Below are 16,233 nucleotides of genomic sequence, written 5' to 3' on the forward strand. Positions count from 1 at the left end.
ATGACCGAGTTGTCGAAGGTGTCGGTCACGGCACTGAAGGGCGTTGGCGAAGCCTTGGCCGAGAAGCTGGCCAAGGTTGGCCTGGAGAACATCCAGGACGTGCTATTCCACCTGCCCCTGCGCTATCAGGACCGCACCCGCGTGGTGCCGATCGGCGCCCTGCGCCCGGGCCAGGATGCAGTGATCGAAGGCGTGGTCAGTGGCACCGACGTGACCATGGGCAGGCGCCGCAGCCTGCTGGTGCGCCTGGGCGATGGCACAGGTTCGCTGAGCCTGCGCTTCTACCACTTCAGCAATGCCCAGAAAGAAGCGCTCAAGCGCGGCACCCACCTTCGCTGCTACGGTGAAGCGCGCCCCGGCGCCTCGGGCCTGGAGATCTACCACCCCGAGTACCGCGCCCTGACCGGCGACGAGCCGCCCCCGGTCGATACCACCCTGACCCCGATCTACCCGACCACCGAAGGCCTCACCCAGCAGCGCCTGCGCCAGCTGTGCCAGCAGAGCCTGGGCCTGCTCGGCCCGCGCAGCCTGCCCGACTGGCTGCCGCTGGAACTGGCACGCGACTACCAGCTGGCACCGTTGGCCGATGCGATCCGCTACCTGCACCACCCGCCAGCCGATGCCGATGTCGAAGAGCTTGCCGTGGGCCACCACTGGGCCCAGCACCGCCTGGCCTTCGAAGAGCTGCTGACCCACCAGCTGTCGCAGCAGCGCCTGCGCGAGAGCCTGCGCGCCCAGCGGGCCCCGGTGTTGCCCAGGGCGAGCAGGCTGGCGGCCCAATACCTGGCCAACCTGGGCTTCGCTCCAACCGGCGCACAGCAGCGCGTGGGCAACGAGATCGCCTACGATCTCAGCCAGCCCGAGCCGATGCTGCGCCTGGTGCAGGGCGATGTGGGTGCCGGCAAGACCGTGGTCGCCGCGCTCGCAGCCCTGCAGGCGCTGGAAGCCGGCTACCAGGTGGCGCTGATGGCCCCCACCGAGATTCTTGCCGAGCAGCACTTCGTCACCTTCAAGCGCTGGCTCGAACCGCTGGGCATCGAAGTCGCCTGGCTGGCCGGCAAGCTCAAGGGCAAGGCGCGCACCGCCGCGCTGGAGCAGATCGCCGCCGGCGCGCCAATGGTGGTGGGTACCCATGCGCTGTTCCAGGAAGAGGTGAAGTTTCACAACCTGGCGCTGGCGATCATCGACGAACAGCACCGCTTTGGCGTACAGCAGCGCCTGGCCCTGCGCCAGAAAGGCGTGGGCGGCCAGTTGTGCCCGCACCAGCTGATCATGACTGCCACGCCGATCCCGCGCACCCTGGCCATGAGCGCCTATGCCGACCTCGACACCTCGGTGCTCGACGAACTGCCGCCGGGGCGTACCCCGGTCAACACTGTACTGGTGGCCGACAGCCGCCGCATCGAAGTGGTCGAGCGCGTGCGCGCCGCCTGTGCCGAAGGGCGCCAGGCCTATTGGGTATGCACCCTGATCGAAGAGTCCGAAGAGCTGACCTGCCAGGCCGCCGAAACCACCTTCGAAGAGCTCACCAGTGCCCTGGGCGAGTTGCGCGTGGGGCTTATCCACGGGCGCATGAAGCCGGCCGAGAAGGCTGCGGTGATGGCCGAGTTCAAGCAGGGCAACCTGCAACTGCTGGTGGCCACCACCGTGATCGAGGTGGGCGTGGACGTACCCAACGCCAGCCTGATGATCATCGAGAACCCCGAACGCCTTGGTCTTGCCCAGCTGCACCAGTTGCGCGGGCGAGTCGGACGCGGCAGTGCGGCCAGCCATTGCGTACTGTTGTATCATCCGCCACTGTCGCAGATCGGGCGTGAACGCCTGGGGATCATGCGCGAAACCAATGACGGCTTTGTCATTGCGGAGAAAGACCTGCAACTGCGTGGCCCGGGCGAAATGCTCGGGACCCGCCAGACCGGCCTGTTGCAGTTCAAGGTCGCCGACCTGATGCGCGACGCCGACCTGCTGCCGGCGGTGCGCGATGCTGCACAGGCCCTGCTGGCACGCTGGCCGGACCACGTCAGCCCGTTGCTCGACCGCTGGTTACGCCACGGGCAGCAATATGGCCAGGTGTGACGTACCTCCCATGTCGACGCGGGCCGCCCCCATCGAGCCGGCTATACTGGCCGCTGAAAAAATACTGGATACAGACCATGACTGAAGTTGCCCTGGATACCGCAACCCCCCACACACCGTCTGTTATCCGGTTGTTGCTCGACAAGCTCGGCATCGCCTACCGCGAGGTCATCGACCACCCGCAGCTGGCGCCCGAGGCCAAGGTCCAGGCCGTGCTGCTCGACGACGCGGTCGGTGCGCTGATGGTGCTGTTCCCGCAGAACCAGCTGCTGGACCTCAGCCACCTGACCGAGCTGACCGGCCGCAAGCTCACCGCCGTGCCGCTCGAGCGGCTCGAACTGATGCTCAAGAAGCACGGCCTGACGATCCTGCCCGCCATTCCGGCGCTGACCAGCTCACCGTGCCTGTACGAGGAGCGCCTGCTCAAGCAGCCGGCCCTGCTGATTCATTCCGGAACCCCCGGCCTGCTGCTGGAAATCCACAGCGAGCACTTCAGGAAGATGCTGGCCAAGGCCAGTGCCGGGCATTTCGGTGTACTGCTCAGCGAGATCCGCCCCAACCTCGACCGTCCGGCCGATGACAGCAAGGAGATCACCGAGGCGGTGCAGGCATTTACCGCACGACGCATCCAGCAGCGCCTGGAATCGACCATCGAGATCCCGCCGCTGGCCGAGACCGCACAGAAGATCATCAAGCTGCGGGTCGACCCCAACGCCACCATCGACGACATCACCGGTGTGGTCGAGACCGATCCGGCGCTGGCCGCGCAGGTGGTCAGCTGGGCCGCCTCGCCCTACTACGCCTCCCCCGGCAAGATTCGCTCGGTGGAGGACGCCATCGTGCGGGTGCTGGGCTTCGACCTGGTGATCAACCTGGCGCTGGGCCTGGCCCTGGGCAAGACCCTGAGCCTGCCCAAGGATCACCCGCAGCAGACCACCCCCTACTGGCAGCAATCGATCTACACCGCCGCCGTGATCGAGGGCCTGACCCGCGCCATGCCCCGCGCCGAGCGTCCTGAGTCGGGCCTGACCTACCTGGCCGGGCTTCTGCACAACTTCGGCTACCTGCTGCTGGCGCATGTATTCCCGCCGCATTTCTCGCTGATCTGCCGCCACCTGGAGGTCAACCCGCACCTGTGCCACAGCTATGTCGAGCAGCACCTGCTGGGCATCAGCCGCGAGCAGATCGGTGCCTGGCTGATGCGCTTCTGGGACATGCCCGAAGAGCTGGCCACCGCCCTGCGCTTTCAGCACGACCCGCATTACGCGGGCGACCATGCCGCCTTCCCCAACCTGGTGTGTGTGGCGGTGCGCCTGCTGCGCGCGCGCGGCATCGGCTCGGGGCCGGACGACCGCATCCCCGACGCGTTGCTGGAGCGCCTGAACATCAGCCGCGAGAAGGCCGAGGACGTGGTGCACAAGGTGCTTGAAGCCGAATCGCTGCTGCGTGAACTGGCGTCACAGTTCACCCCGCACTGACAACCTGAAGCCTGGGCGCTGCGCTCAGGCTTTCTTCTTGCGCGGCATCAGGTACTTCATCAGGCCCTGGAACCAGATCACCAGGGCCGGGTTGCCCTTGATCTGGATCGACTTGTCCTGAATCCCCTGCATGAACGCCAGCTGCTTGTTCTTGGCCTGCAGCGTGGCGAAGCCGTAGGCGGCATCCTTGAAGGCAATGGCGAACGCAGGCTCGGCATGGGTGCCACCCTTGCTGCGGATGCGCTGGTTGCTGACGATGAAGTGCCGGGCGACCTTGCCGTCGAGGGTCTGCAACTGGAACACCAGGTCCTTGTCCTTCAGTTGCTGCTGGAACGCCGGGTTGTTGCGGCTGGCCCGGGCCATCAGCAAACCCATGGCCCAGAGCAGAAAACGAAACTTCATGTGCGCCCCTAGGCGAAAAGTGACTGAGGGGCGCAGTTTAGCTTTTTTGCGACCAAAGGCTACAGCCGTCTTCGCTTTGTTGAAGGCGACTGTATGTCAGGGTGTGCGGCCTACCGGTTGGGGTCGGCAGCCGGTACCGCATCCAGGCGCAGTTGCACCCGTGACGGAATCTTCTGCGCCGCGCCGGCCTCCAGCATCTGCTGGCGATAGCGCGCGTAGTAAGGGCCGGCTTCGCGCGAGTTGCCGTAGCCCCAGAGAATATCGGCAATGTTCAGCTGCAGCGCCCGACGCCCCTGGGCAAAGGGCTCGATGGCGCGATAGATGCGCAGCATCAGGTTGGGGTTCCAGTCGTCGCCGATCAGGTAGCCCATGTCGTTGTAGCCGGGCACGTTGTCCTGGGGCGCATGGCAGGCCATGTAGGAATCCAGGCCCATGTACACCTCTTCGGCCAGTACGGCGTGACGCGCGGGTATCTCGCGGTTCTCGCTGCTGTGCAGCAGGCCTGCGACCTTGGCCGGCTTGATGGTTTCCAGCTTGGTAGCCCAGGGCAGCTTGTTCTCCGGCTGCCAGGCGCCGTTCTGCCAACGGCCCACGCAGTACTGGGCCAGCCGCGTGGCCATCACACAACCGGTGTCCATCGCCACCATGTCGCAGCGCAGCGAGGGGGGCGTGAACTGCCGCCCCGACTGGCGCAGGCGGTAGAGCATCACGAAGCGCCCGTCAGGCGACACTGCCGAAGCGTCGCCATCGATCGCATCCCGCGCAAACTCGTGCGGGTACAAGGTGAAGCCCTTGCCATTGGCGCCTTGCCACTGCACCGCATGCCAGCCGTTCTCCTCGGCGCTCCATTTGGAGAACGAAAGCTTCGCCCCGCCTGCGCCCTCGATGGTTTTTTCGGCAGGTACTGCGGCATGGGCAGTGCCTGCCAGTGACAGTGACAACGCCAAGGCAACGGCGTGAGGGGTACGCTTCATTTCGAACCCTTGAAGATGAGGTTGAGAAAGTGGCGGTGCAGCTGCGCATTCGCGCCGATGGCCACCAGGGTCACACTGGCAGACAGTGTGCTGTAGAACAGCGCCCGCAGCGGATGCTCGGGCCACAGGTAGAAGCCGATGATCGCCGCCATGAACACCGTGGCCTGTACCTTGCCCCACACCCGTGGCAGCAGGGCGATCAGCAGGTTCATGCCGACGAAGAACCAGAACACCATGTACATCGCTATGCCAACGGCTACCCCGCGCGACGTCAGCCCGCCGGCGTACTGCTTGTACCAGCCCACCAGCGTGCCGTTGAGCGCCACGTAGGCCACCACCGCAAACAGGTGCACCACTATCGGCAGCACCCAGCGCAGCAACTGGCGGTGGGTGACCGGGCTGTCGCCACGCCAGTGTTCGGGCAGTGGCGCCAGCCCGGGCGACGGAGGCTGGTGGTCGATGTGCGCCAGATACTCTGCCCAGCCACGCGGTGCGTTGTGGCGCAGCAGGTAGGCCTGCTGGCGGGCCTTGCCCAGGCGCAACCAGAACGGCCACCAGCAGTAACGCCAGTAGTGTTCGAAATCGCCCTGCAGGCTGCCCAGCCCCTGCGGGTCGAGCTCGGGAAAGCTGACCCAGGGCGCGGGCGGGCTCAGCGTCGGGTCTTGCAGGCATTCGCGCCAGTTTTGGGCTACAGGCATGGCTGGTCCTTGTCGGCGCGGGCGCCGCGTTTGATCATCTCCTGGGCATTGAAGTCCGCCCAGTCTGCACCGTGCGCCACCGCCTCGGTGTAGCAGGCCAGCGAGCGTGCCGGTTGGGCGGGCACGATTTCACCGCGCGCATACACGCTGCCCAGCTCGTTGAAGGCATTGCCCGAGCCCATCGCGGCGGACTGACGCAAGGCGTCGAGGGCCTTCTGCGGGTGTTTGCAGGTGTTGTCGTCGGGGCGGTACTGGCCCTCGTCGCAATAGAAGCTCGCCAGCATCAGTGCCCCTTCAGGGACAGTGGCCGACGACAGGCGCAGCAACTGCTCCAGGCGCTGGTTGCTCAGGCGCGGCGCCATGCCCGACAGGCTGATTGCCGCAGCACTGTAGGCAGCGTAGGCAGAGCCCTGGTCCACGGCATCGAGGTAGCTGTTGAGCGCAGCGATGAACAGCTGCTTGTCGATGGGCTTGATTTCACCCTGGCCCAGTTGCTCGTAGGCATCGCCGCGCAGCAGCGCACGCACGCCGGGGGCGGCATCATCGGGGGTTTTCACGCTCTTGAGCGCGTCGCTCGGCGACCAGTCCTCGACCCGCGCCAGCGCCCAGCAGTCGGCCTGCTCGAAGATGAATGCCTGCAACACCTCGCCGCGCTGGTCGCGCAGGTAAACCCGGTCGGGCAGCGCGATTTCACGGATCAGCCTGTTGGCCGCCACCCGCTCCGACGACAGCTGCGAAAGATCAGGACGCAGGGCCGGCTCGAGCTTGCGTACCACCGGTTGCGGCCCCTCGGGCCCGGCCTGGAGGCGCTGCTCGACCAGGGTATGGGCGGTAAAGTCGGCCTGCAGCTGCGCATCCTCGGCAAACGCCTTGAAAAACATCGCGAAGTCGCGGCTGGGGCAAACCGGCGCGGCCTGCGCCAGCGCACTTGCCAGCAGGCCGGCCAGCAGCATCGGGATACTCGACTTCATGGCTGATACACCGGGGGCGGGTTGATGTAGTACTCGGTTTGCGTGCAGGGGTAGTCGCTGACCCACACCAGCCACAGCCACAGGTCCCAGAAGTAGCGCACCAGGTGCTCGGGTTTGCGGCAGCGGGCCTGTTCTTCGGCCACGGTGTAGTCGGTATTGGCGATGAAGCTGTTGAGCCAGTGCGGCTCCCATTGCGGCATGGCGATGTCGAAATGGCGGTCGCGCTTGTTGAAATTGATCCAGTAGATGCCCACTTCGGCTTCATCCTCGAAGTCGCGCATGTCCAGCGACTGCAGGTCGTACAGCGGCGTGCGCCAGACCTCGCCCGGGCGCTCGCGATCGGTCACGCGCATGTAGCCCATGCCGCCGAAGGGTATCAGCCAACTGCGCGCCGGCACGTTCTGGAAACGGTAGCGCCCCGACTCGCTGACGAACGAGGTCTGGCCGGGTGCCTCGATCAGCGCGTGAATCTGATAGCCCACCCACGCCAGCACGCCCAGCACCACCAGCCAGCGCCACAGTTGCTGCTTTACGGTCGGGCTGCTCATTTACGCCTCAGCCAGTGCGAGATCAGCACCGCCGACAGGCTGAGGCCGCCCGCCAGGCAACTGAAGAAATACGCCCGCACCGGGTGCTCGGGCAACAGCCACCAGAGGATCAACACGATTTGCGCGGCCACCAGCCAGTACTTGAGCTTCCAGTTGGTCAACAGGGGCAGCACCACATTGAGCGGCACGAACACCCACATCACCAGGAACACAATGCTGCCGGAGGACACGCCACGGGCGGTAAAGCCGCCGTAGTGGCCCTTGTACCAGTCCACGGCAATATCGTTGAGCACCCCGTAGAGCACGATGGCCAGTGCATGCAGGGCGACATTGATCAGCAGTTGTCGCTTCATTTGGGCGGCGTTCCTTGCAGCGCATTGCACCAGCTGCGCACATCGTCACGGTCGAACGCCGGGCAGTGATTGTCCTTGGCGATATAGCGATAGGGGTGAGCGGGCTCATGGGTGAAGTGGTAGTAGTAACGGTCGTCCTCGCCGTACAGCCAATAGTTCGATGAGCCCTGGGACACCTGATACGGCTCGAAACTCAGCAGCGACGATTCGGCGGGGATGAAGTTGTCGCGGTCCATCAGCAGCATCAGCAGGTTGCCGAACAGCGGCGTGCCCACCCCCAGCGCCAGCACGGCCACCAATACCACTCCGATTACTGCCTTCATCACGGTACCTGGGTATTCATGCAGTAGGTGCCCACACCGTGCAGCAGCACCACCGCCAACAGGCAGCCAAACGTCAGCAGCCTAACCCAGCGCGTGTTGCGCTGGCGCTCGCCGAGGTTCAGCAGCAAGGCGAACAGGCACAGGATGGCCAGGCTGCCGAACAGGTTGCTGTCGGCGAGACCTGCCAGGTAATTCTTCAGCTCAAGATCCATTGCACAGGCGCCTTTGCGCCGCCAGCAGCAGCGCGGTCAGGGTGACGAAAAAATAGCCGGCGCCCAGCAGGTAGGGCACAAAGGCCACCCACATCAGCATCAGGCCCAACCCGGCGATACGGCCGGTGAGCAGGTAGACCAGGCCATACAGCACCCAGGGCAGTGCGTAGAAAGGGACGCACCACAACGGCGCCCACCACAGGTGCCGAGGCGCCAGGTGCAGGCGGCGGCTGGCCCACAGCGCGAACAGGGGGTAGCCAAGCAGGCCGAAGCCCAGCAGGTAGATTTGCAGGAACGGCTCGAAACCGGTCACGCGCAGGCCGTACTGGTAGACATCCAGGCACAGCAGCGACACCAGGCATACCCAGGGTAACCAGACGTAGAAGCGATAGGGGGGCGCACAGCTCACAGGCATGAGCCGAACGATTCGATGAATGATGAGTTGCCCATGCCGCTCCCTCCCTGGAACACCGCCGCGCGGGTGTGGGCGGCGGCGTATGCTAGTCACAAGCACGGGGCACGGCAATAGCGCACTGCGCGGTGGGTTCCTCGCCGGCATTGCCGGCGAAGAGCCGCCACACAAACAAGAACGGGCACCTTGTAGGGGTGCCCGCTCTTCAATGCAATCAGTAGCCCACGGCCTTACGGATTGACGCTGTCCTTGAGGAACTTGCCTGGCTTGAACGCCACGGTGTTGCTGGCCTTGATCTTCACCGGCTCGCCCGTCTGAGGGTTCTTGCCGGTGCGCGCGCCACGGTGGCGCTGCAGGAACGTGCCGAAGCCTACCAGGGTGACGCTGTCTTTCTTGTGCAGCGCGTTGGTGATTTCTTCCAGTACGGCATTGAGCACGCGGTTGGCCTGCTCCTTGGTAAGGTCGGCTTTCTCGGCAATGGCTGCGGCGAGTTCTGGTTTACGCATGGTGAAGCCCCTCTGACGGATTTTTTGTTGTTATGCCGTGCTGCCTTGCAGGCAGCGCCTAAGGCACCGCAGGCTCTAAACTGCGGCAGACGGGTGTGAGAATGGCACGCCGCCAGTGGCCGCGCCAGTCTCTGGGCGGCCATTGTTCAGGCAATGGCAGGGTATATCCGACAGAACGACAGCTATTTATGCCAGCAACGGCGGAAGTTGACGGTTCAGCGCCAGCTTTTCCATCACTGCCGTACCGGTCAATACATAGCCCAGCAGCTGGCCATCGGCATCCCGGCAGAGCACCTTGATGTCGCTGCCCTGCCCTTCGACCTGCCACTGGCCTTCGCGGGCGCGTGGCGGCGGTGAAACGACCAGCGGGCATACCGGGGTCTTCACCGTGATGGGCATAGGCCCGTAGCTGACCACCGTCGGATTACCCGCCAGGGTCTGCGCCAGCGCGCGCGCGCAGGCCATCAGCGGCATCACGTACAGCAGGTTGATGCCGTCGACCTCGGCACAGTCGCCCAGGGCATGGATATTGGCGTGCGAGGTGCGCAGGTGGCGGTCGACCACCACCCCGCGATTGACCTGCAGGCCAGCGGCGGCAGCCAGGTCGATGCGGGGGCGCAGGCCGATGGCCGATACCACCAGGTCGCAGACGATCACACTGCCATCGGACAGATGCGCTTGCAGGACATCGGCCGAACGTTCCAGGCGGGTCAGCACCGGGCCCAGGTGAAAGCGCACACCAAGCCCTTGCAGCCCAGCCTGCACCGCAGCCGCGGCGGCCGGGTGCAGCAGGGTCGGCATGACCTGCTCGCAGGGGGCGACGATGTCGATCTCGAAGCCACCCAGGTGCATGTCGTTGGCGAACTCGCAGCCGATCAGCCCGGCGCCCAGAATCAGTACCCGGCGCTTGCCGGCCGCCGCGGCGCGAAAGCGCGCGTAATCTTCGAGGTCGTTGATCGGGAAGATCGCATCGGCTGCGTCGCCCTGCACCGGCACCTGGATGGTCTGCGCGCCCAGCGCCAGCACCAGGTCGCGGTACGGCACCTGCTCCTCGCCGATCCACAGGCGCTTGTGGCCCGGGTCGATGCCGCTGATGCGCGTATGGGTACGCACCTGGGCCTTGAGCTGCTCGGCCATGGCCCCCGGCTCGGCCATGCTCAGGCCGTCGGCGTCCTTGTCCTTGGCAAAGCCGGTGGACAGCATCGGCTTGGAATACGAGCGACCATCATCGGCGCTGATCAGCAGCAACGGCGTCTCGCCGTCGAGCTTGCGAAATTCGCGGGCGAGGTTGTAGCCCGCCAGCCCCGTACCGACAATCACCACCGGATCGCTCATGCCTTCATCCCTTCCCTGTATAAAAAATGATCAGTTGATTTCGATCATCTCGAAATCCATCTTGCCCACACCGCAGTCCGGGCACAGCCAGTCTTCCGGCACGTCCTGCCACAAGGTGCCCGGCGCAATGCCGTCATCCGGCCAGCCATCGGCCTCGTTGTAGATAAGCCCGCATACCACGCATTGCCACTTCTTCATGATCGCTCTCCCTCCAGTAATCCAGACGCACATCGGTTGTGATCATTACAGTCTTGGCGCTGCATGAATCGTCAGGGGGCTTTGTACTGAGGCTGGTGGCGCGATGCAAGCGCAACCGGCAAACATGCTAAGCTCGGCGCCTCACTGGCTTGTAACCGCATACCTACCGTGCCGTACGAAACCTCGCAAGTGCCCGCGCCACACTGGCTGCAGCAGCAAACGCCGCTGGCCGCAAGCGCCGACCCCCTTACCGCCGACTGGCTGTTCGACCAGGGCTCGTTGACCCGCCGCCTGACCCGATTATCCGCCGATCACTTCAGCGTGACCCCCCTGTACGAGGGCTGGCAGCCGCTGCGCGCCGACGAGTGCACCAGCCTCGGCCTGGCCCCGGGCAGCGAAGGCTGGGTGCGCGAGGTGTACCTGCGCGGGCATGGCCAGCCGTGGGTGTACGCACGCAGTGTGGCCGCGCGCAGCGCCCTGCAGCAGGGCGGCCTGGACATGGAAGCGCTGGGCAGCCGTTCGCTGGGCGAGTTGCTGTTCTGCAGCCCCGGGTTTGCCCGCCAGGCCATCGAGGTGTGCCACTACCCTGCCGCCTGGTTGCCCCGCGAGCAGCGCCATGACGGCCTGTGGGCACGCCGTTCGCGGTTCGACCAGGGTGAACTGAGCATCCTGGTGGCCGAGATCTTCCTGCCCGCCCTGTGGCAGGCCACCGACACCCGCCTGGAGGACCGCTGATGTACCTGAGCCTGCTCAAGTCGCTCAATCGCCTGCACCCCCGGGCCTGGGACTTCATCCAGCTCAGCCGCATGGACAAGCCGATCGGCATCTACCTGCTGCTGTGGCCCACCCTCACGGCGGTATGGATCGCGGCCAAGGGCACGCCCACCGTGGCCAACGTGCTGATCTTCCTGTTCGGCGTGGTGCTGATGCGCGCCGCGGGCTGCGCGATCAATGATTTTGCCGACCGCAAGGTCGACGGTCACGTCAAGCGCACCGCCGAACGCCCGCTGGCGGCCGGACGCATCAGCGGGCGCGAGGCGCTGGTCCTGTTCGCGACCCTGGTGGGGCTGAGTTTCGTGCTGGTGCTGTGCACCAATGCGCAGACGGTATGGCTGTCGTTCGGCGCCGTGGCGCTGGCAGCCTGCTACCCGTTCATGAAGCGCTACACCTATTACCCGCAGGTGGTGCTGGGCGCAGCCTATTCCTGGGGCATCCCCATGGCCTTCACCGCCGCCACCGGCGAGCTGCCGGCCATCGCCTGGCTGCTGTACATCGCCAACCTGCTGTGGACCGTGGGCTACGACACCTACTACGCGATGGTCGACCGCGACGACGACCTGAAGATCGGGGTCAAGTCCACTGCGATCCTGTTCGGCGAAGCCGATCGCGCCATCATCCTGACCTTGCAGCTGCTGTCGCTGGGCTGCCTGCTGATGGCCGGCAACCGCTTCGAGCTGGGTGGCTGGTTCCACCTGGGGCTGGTAGGCGCGGCGCTGTGCTTCGCCTGGGAATACTGGTCGACCCGCAGCCTGGATCGCGACGCCTGCTTCAAGGCCTTCCTGCACAACCACTGGGCCGGGCTGCTGGTGTTCATCGGCGTGGTACTGGACTACGCCCTGCGCTAGCCGCCCCCGGGGGCGGCCGCGCAAGGCCGGCCTCATGGCTTGGCGGCGTGCCAGACGTCCTTCATGCCGTCGCCGGTCATGTCACCGCCCTTCTTGTCCTTGACGAAGGTGTACAGCGGCTTGCCATCGTAGGCCCACTGCATCGAGCCGTCTTCGCGCTTGATCTGCGTCCACTTGCCCTCGGCGGCGTCGCCCGCCATGGCCTTGAGGGGCGGCCAGTTCTTGGCGCAGTCGTCATTGCACATGGATTTGCCGCCGGCATCCTTGTCGAAGGTGTACAGCGTCATGCCGGCAGAATCGACCAGCACGCCGTTCTTCTCCATCCCCGGCGCGGCCGCTGCCACCCCCGGCAGGGCCAGTGCTGCAACAGCAAAGAGAGCCATCCAGTTCAGCGTATGTCGTGTCATTGGATTCACCGTTTTTGGTGATGGGTGGGAGCTAAAGCCTAGCTCAGCCAAGGAATGTTGCCGCCAGGCCACACGACCTGTCACACGACTGCAATAATTCCGTTATCTAATGCGGGCCAAGACACCTTAATGGGAAGAGGTTTGAGCATGGTTGGCAGGAACATTCTGATCGTTGACGACGAGGCGCCGATTCGCGAGATGATCGCCGTTGCATTGGAAATGGCCGGCTACGACTGCCTGGAGGCGGAAAACTCGCAGCAGGCCCATGCCATCATCGTCGACCGCAAGCCCGACCTGATCCTGCTCGACTGGATGCTGCCGGGCACTTCGGGCATCGAACTGGCGCGGCGCCTCAAGCGCGACGAGCTGACCGGCGACATCCCGATCATCATGCTCACCGCCAAGGGTGAGGAAGACAACAAGATCCAGGGCCTGGAAGTCGGCGCCGACGACTACATCACCAAGCCGTTCTCCCCGCGCGAACTGGTGGCCCGCCTCAAGGCCGTGCTGCGCCGTGCCGGCCCCAGTGATGGCGAGGCCCCGATCGAGGTCGGCGGCCTGCTGCTCGACCCGATCAGCCACCGCGTGACCATCGACGGCAAGCCTGCCGAGATGGGCCCTACCGAATACCGCCTGCTGCAGTTCTTCATGACCCACCAGGAGCGCGCCTACACCCGTGGCCAGCTGCTCGACCAGGTATGGGGCGGCAATGTGTATGTGGAGGAGCGCACCGTCGACGTGCATATCCGCCGTCTGCGCAAGGCGCTGGGTGAAGCCTACGAAAATCTGGTACAAACCGTGCGCGGCACGGGATACCGGTTCTCAACCAAGAGTTGAGAACACGGCAAGCTACAAGCCTCAAGTAAGAGCAAAAGCAAACGCAGATCCGCTTCAATCTTGCAGCTTGCCGCTTGCAGCTTGCAGCGGGTCCTAAGGACCCACCGTGAACCAAAACTGGCATGGCACCCTGATTCGCCACATGCTGCTGCTGACCACCGTCTGCCTGCTGGCCGGGCTGATCAGCGGCCATTACGGCTGGAGCCTGGCCCTGGGCCTTGGCGTGTATCTGGGCTGGACCCTCAAGCAACTGCTGCGCCTGCACGACTGGCTGCGCCAGCACAAACCCGACGAGGCCCCGCCCGACGGCTATGGCCTGTGGGGCGAGGTGTTCGACAGCATCTACCACCTGCAACGCCGCGACCAACGCGTGCGCGGGCGCCTGCAGGCAGTGATCGACCGCGTGCAGGAGTCCACCGCCGCCCTCAAGGACGCGGTGATCATGCTCGACAGCGACGGCAACCTGGAGTGGTGGAACCGCGCCGCCGAGACCCTGCTGGGGCTCAAGACCCCACAGGACAGCGGCCAGCCGGTCACCAACCTGGTGCGCCACCCGCGCTTCAAGGAGTACTTCGAACAGGAGAACTACCTCGAACCGCTGGAAATCCCCTCGCCCATCAGCGACCGCCTGCGCATCCAGCTGCACATCACCCGCTACGGCAACAACGAACACCTGATGCTGGTGCGCGACGTGACCCGCATCCACCAGCTCGAACAGATGCGCAAGGACTTCGTCGCCAACGTCTCCCACGAGCTGCGCACGCCACTGACGGTGATTGCCGGGTACCTGGAGACCCTGCTCGACAACGTCGAGGAGGTGAACCCGCGCTGGGTGCGGGCCCTGACCCAGATGCAGCAGCAAGGCGTGCGCATGCAGACGCTGCTCAACGACCTGTTGCTGCTGGCCAAGCTGGAGGCCACCGACTACCCCTCCGACAACCAGCCGGTGGCCATCGACAGCCTGCTGCAGTCGATCAAGGGCGATGCCCAGGCCCTGTCCGGCCAGCGCAACCAGCGCATCACCCTGGACGCCGAGCCGGGCGTGCGCCTCAAGGGCAGCGAGGCGGAACTGCGCAGCGCGTTCTCCAACCTGGTGTTCAATGCCGTCAAGTACACCCAGGATGAAGGCCAGATCCGCATCCGCTGGTGGGCCGACGCCCAGGGCGCGCACCTGAGCGTGCAGGACTCGGGCATCGGCATCGACCCCAAGCACCTGCCACGCCTGACCGAGCGTTTCTACCGCGTCGACTCCAGCCGCAACTCCACCACCGGCGGCACCGGCCTTGGCCTGGCGATCGTCAAGCACGTACTGCTGCGCCACCGCGGCCGGCTGGAGATCAGCAGCGTACCGGGCCACGGCAGTACCTTTACCTGCCATTTCGCCCCCGTTCAGGTGGCAACCCGCACCGTTTCCTGAGCGACCGCCCTTTAAATTTGCGCAGTCAGCCGCTACATTGGCTGACTCGCGCCAGTACCTGCTGGCATTGCCACACTCCCTTATTTCAGAAGACGGACCCCGTAAAACTCCATCATGGACCCTTCCCCTGGTATCACCCTCGCTTCACTGTTCGCCGATTTCGGCATGATTCTTTTTGCTCTGCTGCTGGTTCTGCTCAACGGATTCTTCGTTGCGGCCGAGTTCGCCATGGTCAAGCTGCGCTCGACCCGGGTCGAGGCGATTGCCGGCAAGAACGGCTGGCGCGGGCATATCCTGCGTACCGTACACAGCCAGCTGGACGCCTACCTGTCGGCCTGCCAGCTGGGCATCACACTGGCCTCGCTGGGCCTGGGCTGGGTCGGCGAGCCGGCCTTCGCGCACCTGCTCGAGCCGCTGCTGGCGGCGGTGGGCGTGCAATCGCCCGAAGTCATCAAGGGCGTATCGTTCTTCAGCGCCTTCTTCGTGATCTCCTACCTGCACATCGTGGTCGGCGAGCTGGCGCCCAAGTCCTGGGCCATTCGCAAGCCCGAACTGCTGTCGCTGTGGACGGCGGTACCGCTGTACCTGTTCTACTGGATGATGTACCCGGCCATCTACCTGCTCAACGCCAGTGCCAACGCCATCCTGCGCATCGCCGGCCAGGGCGAGCCCGGCCCGCACCACGAGCACCATTACAGCCGCGAGGAGCTCAAGCTGATCCTGCACTCCAGCCGGGGCCAGGACCCCAGCGACCAGGGCATGCGCGTACTGGCCTCGGCGGTGGAGATGGGCGAACTGGAGGTGGTCGACTGGGCCAATTCCCGTGAAGACATGGTCAGCCTCGACGCCCATGCGCCGCTCAAGGAGATCCTCGCGATGTTCCGCCGGCACAAGTTCAGCCGCTACCCGGTGCTCGACGCCGAAAGCGGCGAATTCGTCGGCCTGCTGCACATCAAGGACCTGCTGCTGGAACTGGCCGCGCTGGACCACCTGCCCGAGTCGTTCAACCTGGCCGAGCTGACCCGCCCGCTGGAACGCGTATCGCGGCACATGCCGCTGTCGCAGCTGCTGGAGCAGTTCCGCAAGGGCGGCGCGCACTTTGCCCTGGTCGAAGAGGCCGATGGCAAGGTGATCGGCTACCTGACCATGGAAGACGTGCTCGAAGTGCTGGTGGGCGACATCCAGGACGAACACCGCAAGACCGAGCGCGGTATCCTCGCCTACCAGCCCGGCAAGCTGCTGGTGCGCGGCGACACCCCGCTGTTCAAGGTCGAGCGCCTGCTGGGCGTGGACCTGGACCATATCGAGGCCGAAACCCTTGCTGGCCTGGTCTACGAGACGCTCAAGCGCGTACCGGAAGAAGAAGAGGTGCTGGAGGTCGACGGCCTGCGCATCATCATCAAGAAGATGAAAGGGCCCAAGATCGTGCTGGCCAAGGTGCTCAAGCTCGATTGACGCGCC

Annotated in this window: 20 protein-coding genes; 7 read left to right on the forward strand and 13 right to left on the reverse strand. The window is 65.1% G+C overall.

What is annotated here, in order from left to right; genetic code table 11:
• Both recG and NJH59_RS12110 read left to right on the forward strand, forming a co-directional pair.
• Positions 1-2,076 carry an ATP-dependent DNA helicase RecG gene (gene recG / locus NJH59_RS12105; protein WP_043861560.1) on the forward strand — a complete coding sequence of 692 codons (2,076 nt, stop codon included), beginning with the start codon at positions 1-3 and terminating at the stop codon, positions 2,074-2,076.
• A 77-nt stretch (positions 2,077-2,153) separates the two neighbouring features.
• Positions 2,154-3,554 carry an aminoacyl-tRNA deacylase and HDOD domain-containing protein gene (locus NJH59_RS12110; RefSeq protein WP_054916472.1) on the forward strand — a complete coding sequence of 467 codons (1,401 nt, stop codon included), beginning with the start codon at positions 2,154-2,156 and terminating at the stop codon, positions 3,552-3,554.
• A gap of 24 nt (positions 3,555-3,578) precedes the next feature.
• On the opposite strand, the gene NJH59_RS12115 is transcribed toward NJH59_RS12110, so the two are convergent.
• The 12 genes from NJH59_RS12115 to NJH59_RS12170 all read right to left on the reverse strand — a co-directional run bounded on the left by NJH59_RS12115 (position 3,579) and on the right by NJH59_RS12170 (position 10,486).
• Positions 3,579-3,956 (reverse strand): helicase, encoded by a 378-nt coding sequence (locus NJH59_RS12115; protein ID WP_043861558.1) that lies wholly within the window; start codon positions 3,954-3,956, stop codon positions 3,579-3,581.
• 110 nt (positions 3,957-4,066) lie between these two features.
• On the reverse strand, positions 4,067-4,930 hold the full coding sequence (locus tag NJH59_RS12120) for a hypothetical protein (protein ID WP_253086834.1): 864 nt from the start codon (positions 4,928-4,930) through the stop codon (positions 4,067-4,069).
• Positions 4,927-5,628, reverse strand: a complete 702-nt coding sequence (locus tag NJH59_RS12125) for a hypothetical protein (protein WP_253086835.1) — start codon at positions 5,626-5,628, stop codon at positions 4,927-4,929. The genes NJH59_RS12120 and NJH59_RS12125 overlap by 4 nt, the downstream gene beginning before the upstream one ends.
• On the reverse strand, positions 5,619-6,599 hold the full coding sequence (locus NJH59_RS12130; RefSeq protein WP_253086836.1) for a sel1 repeat family protein: 981 nt from the start codon (positions 6,597-6,599) through the stop codon (positions 5,619-5,621). Before NJH59_RS12130 ends, NJH59_RS12125 begins: the two co-directional genes overlap by 10 nt.
• The gene (locus tag NJH59_RS12135; protein WP_052504257.1) at positions 6,596-7,147 is read right to left on the reverse strand and encodes a hypothetical protein; all 552 of its coding nucleotides are present in this window, start codon (positions 7,145-7,147) and stop codon (positions 6,596-6,598) included. The genes NJH59_RS12130 and NJH59_RS12135 overlap by 4 nt, the downstream gene beginning before the upstream one ends.
• The gene (locus NJH59_RS12140; RefSeq protein WP_043861556.1) at positions 7,144-7,500 is read right to left on the reverse strand and encodes a hypothetical protein; all 357 of its coding nucleotides are present in this window, start codon (positions 7,498-7,500) and stop codon (positions 7,144-7,146) included. The genes NJH59_RS12135 and NJH59_RS12140 overlap by 4 nt, the downstream gene beginning before the upstream one ends.
• Complete coding sequence (locus tag NJH59_RS12145) at positions 7,497-7,823, reverse strand: hypothetical protein (RefSeq protein WP_088513975.1); 327 nt, start codon at positions 7,821-7,823, stop codon at positions 7,497-7,499. The genes NJH59_RS12140 and NJH59_RS12145 overlap by 4 nt, the downstream gene beginning before the upstream one ends.
• Entirely contained in the window at positions 7,823-8,035 is a 213-nt protein-coding gene (locus tag NJH59_RS12150; protein ID WP_043861554.1) for a hypothetical protein, read from the reverse strand. Before NJH59_RS12150 ends, NJH59_RS12145 begins: the two co-directional genes overlap by 1 nt.
• Positions 8,025-8,450: a hypothetical protein gene (locus NJH59_RS12155; protein ID WP_058541951.1), complete on the reverse strand. Its 426-nt coding sequence runs from the start codon at positions 8,448-8,450 to the stop codon at positions 8,025-8,027. The genes NJH59_RS12150 and NJH59_RS12155 overlap by 11 nt, the downstream gene beginning before the upstream one ends.
• 227 nt (positions 8,451-8,677) lie before the next feature.
• Positions 8,678-8,953: an HU family DNA-binding protein gene (locus tag NJH59_RS12160; protein WP_008366879.1), complete on the reverse strand. Its 276-nt coding sequence runs from the start codon at positions 8,951-8,953 to the stop codon at positions 8,678-8,680.
• A 186-nt stretch (positions 8,954-9,139) separates the two neighbouring features.
• Positions 9,140-10,288 (reverse strand): FAD-dependent oxidoreductase, encoded by a 1,149-nt coding sequence (locus NJH59_RS12165; protein WP_253086837.1) that lies wholly within the window; start codon positions 10,286-10,288, stop codon positions 9,140-9,142.
• A 30-nt stretch (positions 10,289-10,318) separates the two neighbouring features.
• Positions 10,319-10,486: a rubredoxin gene (locus NJH59_RS12170; protein WP_007954349.1), complete on the reverse strand. Its 168-nt coding sequence runs from the start codon at positions 10,484-10,486 to the stop codon at positions 10,319-10,321.
• 207 nt (positions 10,487-10,693) lie between these two features.
• Between NJH59_RS12170 and NJH59_RS12175 the strand changes: the two genes are divergently transcribed.
• Both NJH59_RS12175 and ubiA read left to right on the forward strand, forming a co-directional pair.
• Entirely contained in the window at positions 10,694-11,221 is a 528-nt protein-coding gene (locus NJH59_RS12175) for a chorismate lyase (protein ID WP_235384226.1), read from the forward strand.
• Entirely contained in the window at positions 11,221-12,111 is an 891-nt protein-coding gene (ubiA, locus tag NJH59_RS12180; protein ID WP_054916464.1) for a 4-hydroxybenzoate octaprenyltransferase, read from the forward strand. The genes NJH59_RS12175 and ubiA overlap by 1 nt, the downstream gene beginning before the upstream one ends.
• A gap of 32 nt (positions 12,112-12,143) precedes the next feature.
• On the opposite strand, the gene NJH59_RS12185 is transcribed toward ubiA, so the two are convergent.
• Positions 12,144-12,518, reverse strand: coding sequence for a hypothetical protein (locus tag NJH59_RS12185; protein ID WP_043861550.1), 375 nt, complete (start codon positions 12,516-12,518; stop codon positions 12,144-12,146).
• Between the two features lie 147 nt (positions 12,519-12,665).
• Between NJH59_RS12185 and phoB the strand changes: the two genes are divergently transcribed.
• From phoB to NJH59_RS12200, 3 genes are all read left to right on the forward strand, one after another.
• Positions 12,666-13,355, forward strand: a complete 690-nt coding sequence (phoB, locus tag NJH59_RS12190; RefSeq protein ID WP_028942483.1) for a phosphate regulon transcriptional regulator PhoB — start codon at positions 12,666-12,668, stop codon at positions 13,353-13,355.
• Between the two features lie 142 nt (positions 13,356-13,497).
• Entirely contained in the window at positions 13,498-14,772 is a 1,275-nt protein-coding gene (phoR, locus tag NJH59_RS12195) for a phosphate regulon sensor histidine kinase PhoR (RefSeq protein WP_213085772.1), read from the forward strand.
• Positions 14,773-14,886: 114 nt separating this feature from the next.
• Positions 14,887-16,227: a hemolysin family protein gene (locus tag NJH59_RS12200; protein WP_043861548.1), complete on the forward strand. Its 1,341-nt coding sequence runs from the start codon at positions 14,887-14,889 to the stop codon at positions 16,225-16,227.
• The last annotated feature ends 6 nt before the right edge of the window (positions 16,228-16,233 follow it).

The organism is Pseudomonas sp. VE 267-6A, assembly GCF_024126555.1.
Lineage (GTDB): Bacteria > Pseudomonadota > Gammaproteobacteria > Pseudomonadales > Pseudomonadaceae > Aquipseudomonas > Aquipseudomonas palmensis.

What these genes read in the sequence shown, in the direction of transcription:
- phoB (WP_028942483.1), top strand. Translation starts at nt 12,666, where the DNA reads ATGGTTGGCAGGAACATTCTGATCGTTGACGACGAGGCGCCGATTCGC.
- NJH59_RS12115 (WP_043861558.1), bottom strand. Translation starts at nt 3,956, where the DNA reads ATGAAGTTTCGTTTTCTGCTCTGGGCCATGGGTTTGCTGATGGCCCGG.
- NJH59_RS12170 (WP_007954349.1), bottom strand. Translation starts at nt 10,486, where the DNA reads ATGAAGAAGTGGCAATGCGTGGTATGCGGGCTTATCTACAACGAGGCC.
- recG (WP_043861560.1), top strand. Translation starts at nt 1, where the DNA reads ATGACCGAGTTGTCGAAGGTGTCGGTCACGGCACTGAAGGGCGTTGGC.
- NJH59_RS12125 (WP_253086835.1), bottom strand. Translation starts at nt 5,628, where the DNA reads ATGCCTGTAGCCCAAAACTGGCGCGAATGCCTGCAAGACCCGACGCTG.
- NJH59_RS12160 (WP_008366879.1), bottom strand. Translation starts at nt 8,953, where the DNA reads ATGCGTAAACCAGAACTCGCCGCAGCCATTGCCGAGAAAGCCGACCTT.
- NJH59_RS12130 (WP_253086836.1), bottom strand. Translation starts at nt 6,599, where the DNA reads ATGAAGTCGAGTATCCCGATGCTGCTGGCCGGCCTGCTGGCAAGTGCG.
- NJH59_RS12185 (WP_043861550.1), bottom strand. Translation starts at nt 12,518, where the DNA reads ATGACACGACATACGCTGAACTGGATGGCTCTCTTTGCTGTTGCAGCA.
- NJH59_RS12165 (WP_253086837.1), bottom strand. Translation starts at nt 10,288, where the DNA reads ATGAGCGATCCGGTGGTGATTGTCGGTACGGGGCTGGCGGGCTACAAC.
- phoR (WP_213085772.1), top strand. Translation starts at nt 13,498, where the DNA reads ATGCTGCTGCTGACCACCGTCTGCCTGCTGGCCGGGCTGATCAGCGGC.
- NJH59_RS12145 (WP_088513975.1), bottom strand. Translation starts at nt 7,823, where the DNA reads ATGAAGGCAGTAATCGGAGTGGTATTGGTGGCCGTGCTGGCGCTGGGG.
- NJH59_RS12135 (WP_052504257.1), bottom strand. Translation starts at nt 7,147, where the DNA reads ATGAGCAGCCCGACCGTAAAGCAGCAACTGTGGCGCTGGCTGGTGGTG.
- NJH59_RS12155 (WP_058541951.1), bottom strand. Translation starts at nt 8,450, where the DNA reads ATGCCTGTGAGCTGTGCGCCCCCCTATCGCTTCTACGTCTGGTTACCC.
- NJH59_RS12150 (WP_043861554.1), bottom strand. Translation starts at nt 8,035, where the DNA reads ATGGATCTTGAGCTGAAGAATTACCTGGCAGGTCTCGCCGACAGCAAC.
- NJH59_RS12140 (WP_043861556.1), bottom strand. Translation starts at nt 7,500, where the DNA reads ATGAAGCGACAACTGCTGATCAATGTCGCCCTGCATGCACTGGCCATC.
- NJH59_RS12120 (WP_253086834.1), bottom strand. Translation starts at nt 4,930, where the DNA reads ATGAAGCGTACCCCTCACGCCGTTGCCTTGGCGTTGTCACTGTCACTG.
- ubiA (WP_054916464.1), top strand. Translation starts at nt 11,221, where the DNA reads ATGTACCTGAGCCTGCTCAAGTCGCTCAATCGCCTGCACCCCCGGGCC.
- NJH59_RS12110 (WP_054916472.1), top strand. Translation starts at nt 2,154, where the DNA reads ATGACTGAAGTTGCCCTGGATACCGCAACCCCCCACACACCGTCTGTT.
- NJH59_RS12200 (WP_043861548.1), top strand. Translation starts at nt 14,887, where the DNA reads ATGGACCCTTCCCCTGGTATCACCCTCGCTTCACTGTTCGCCGATTTC.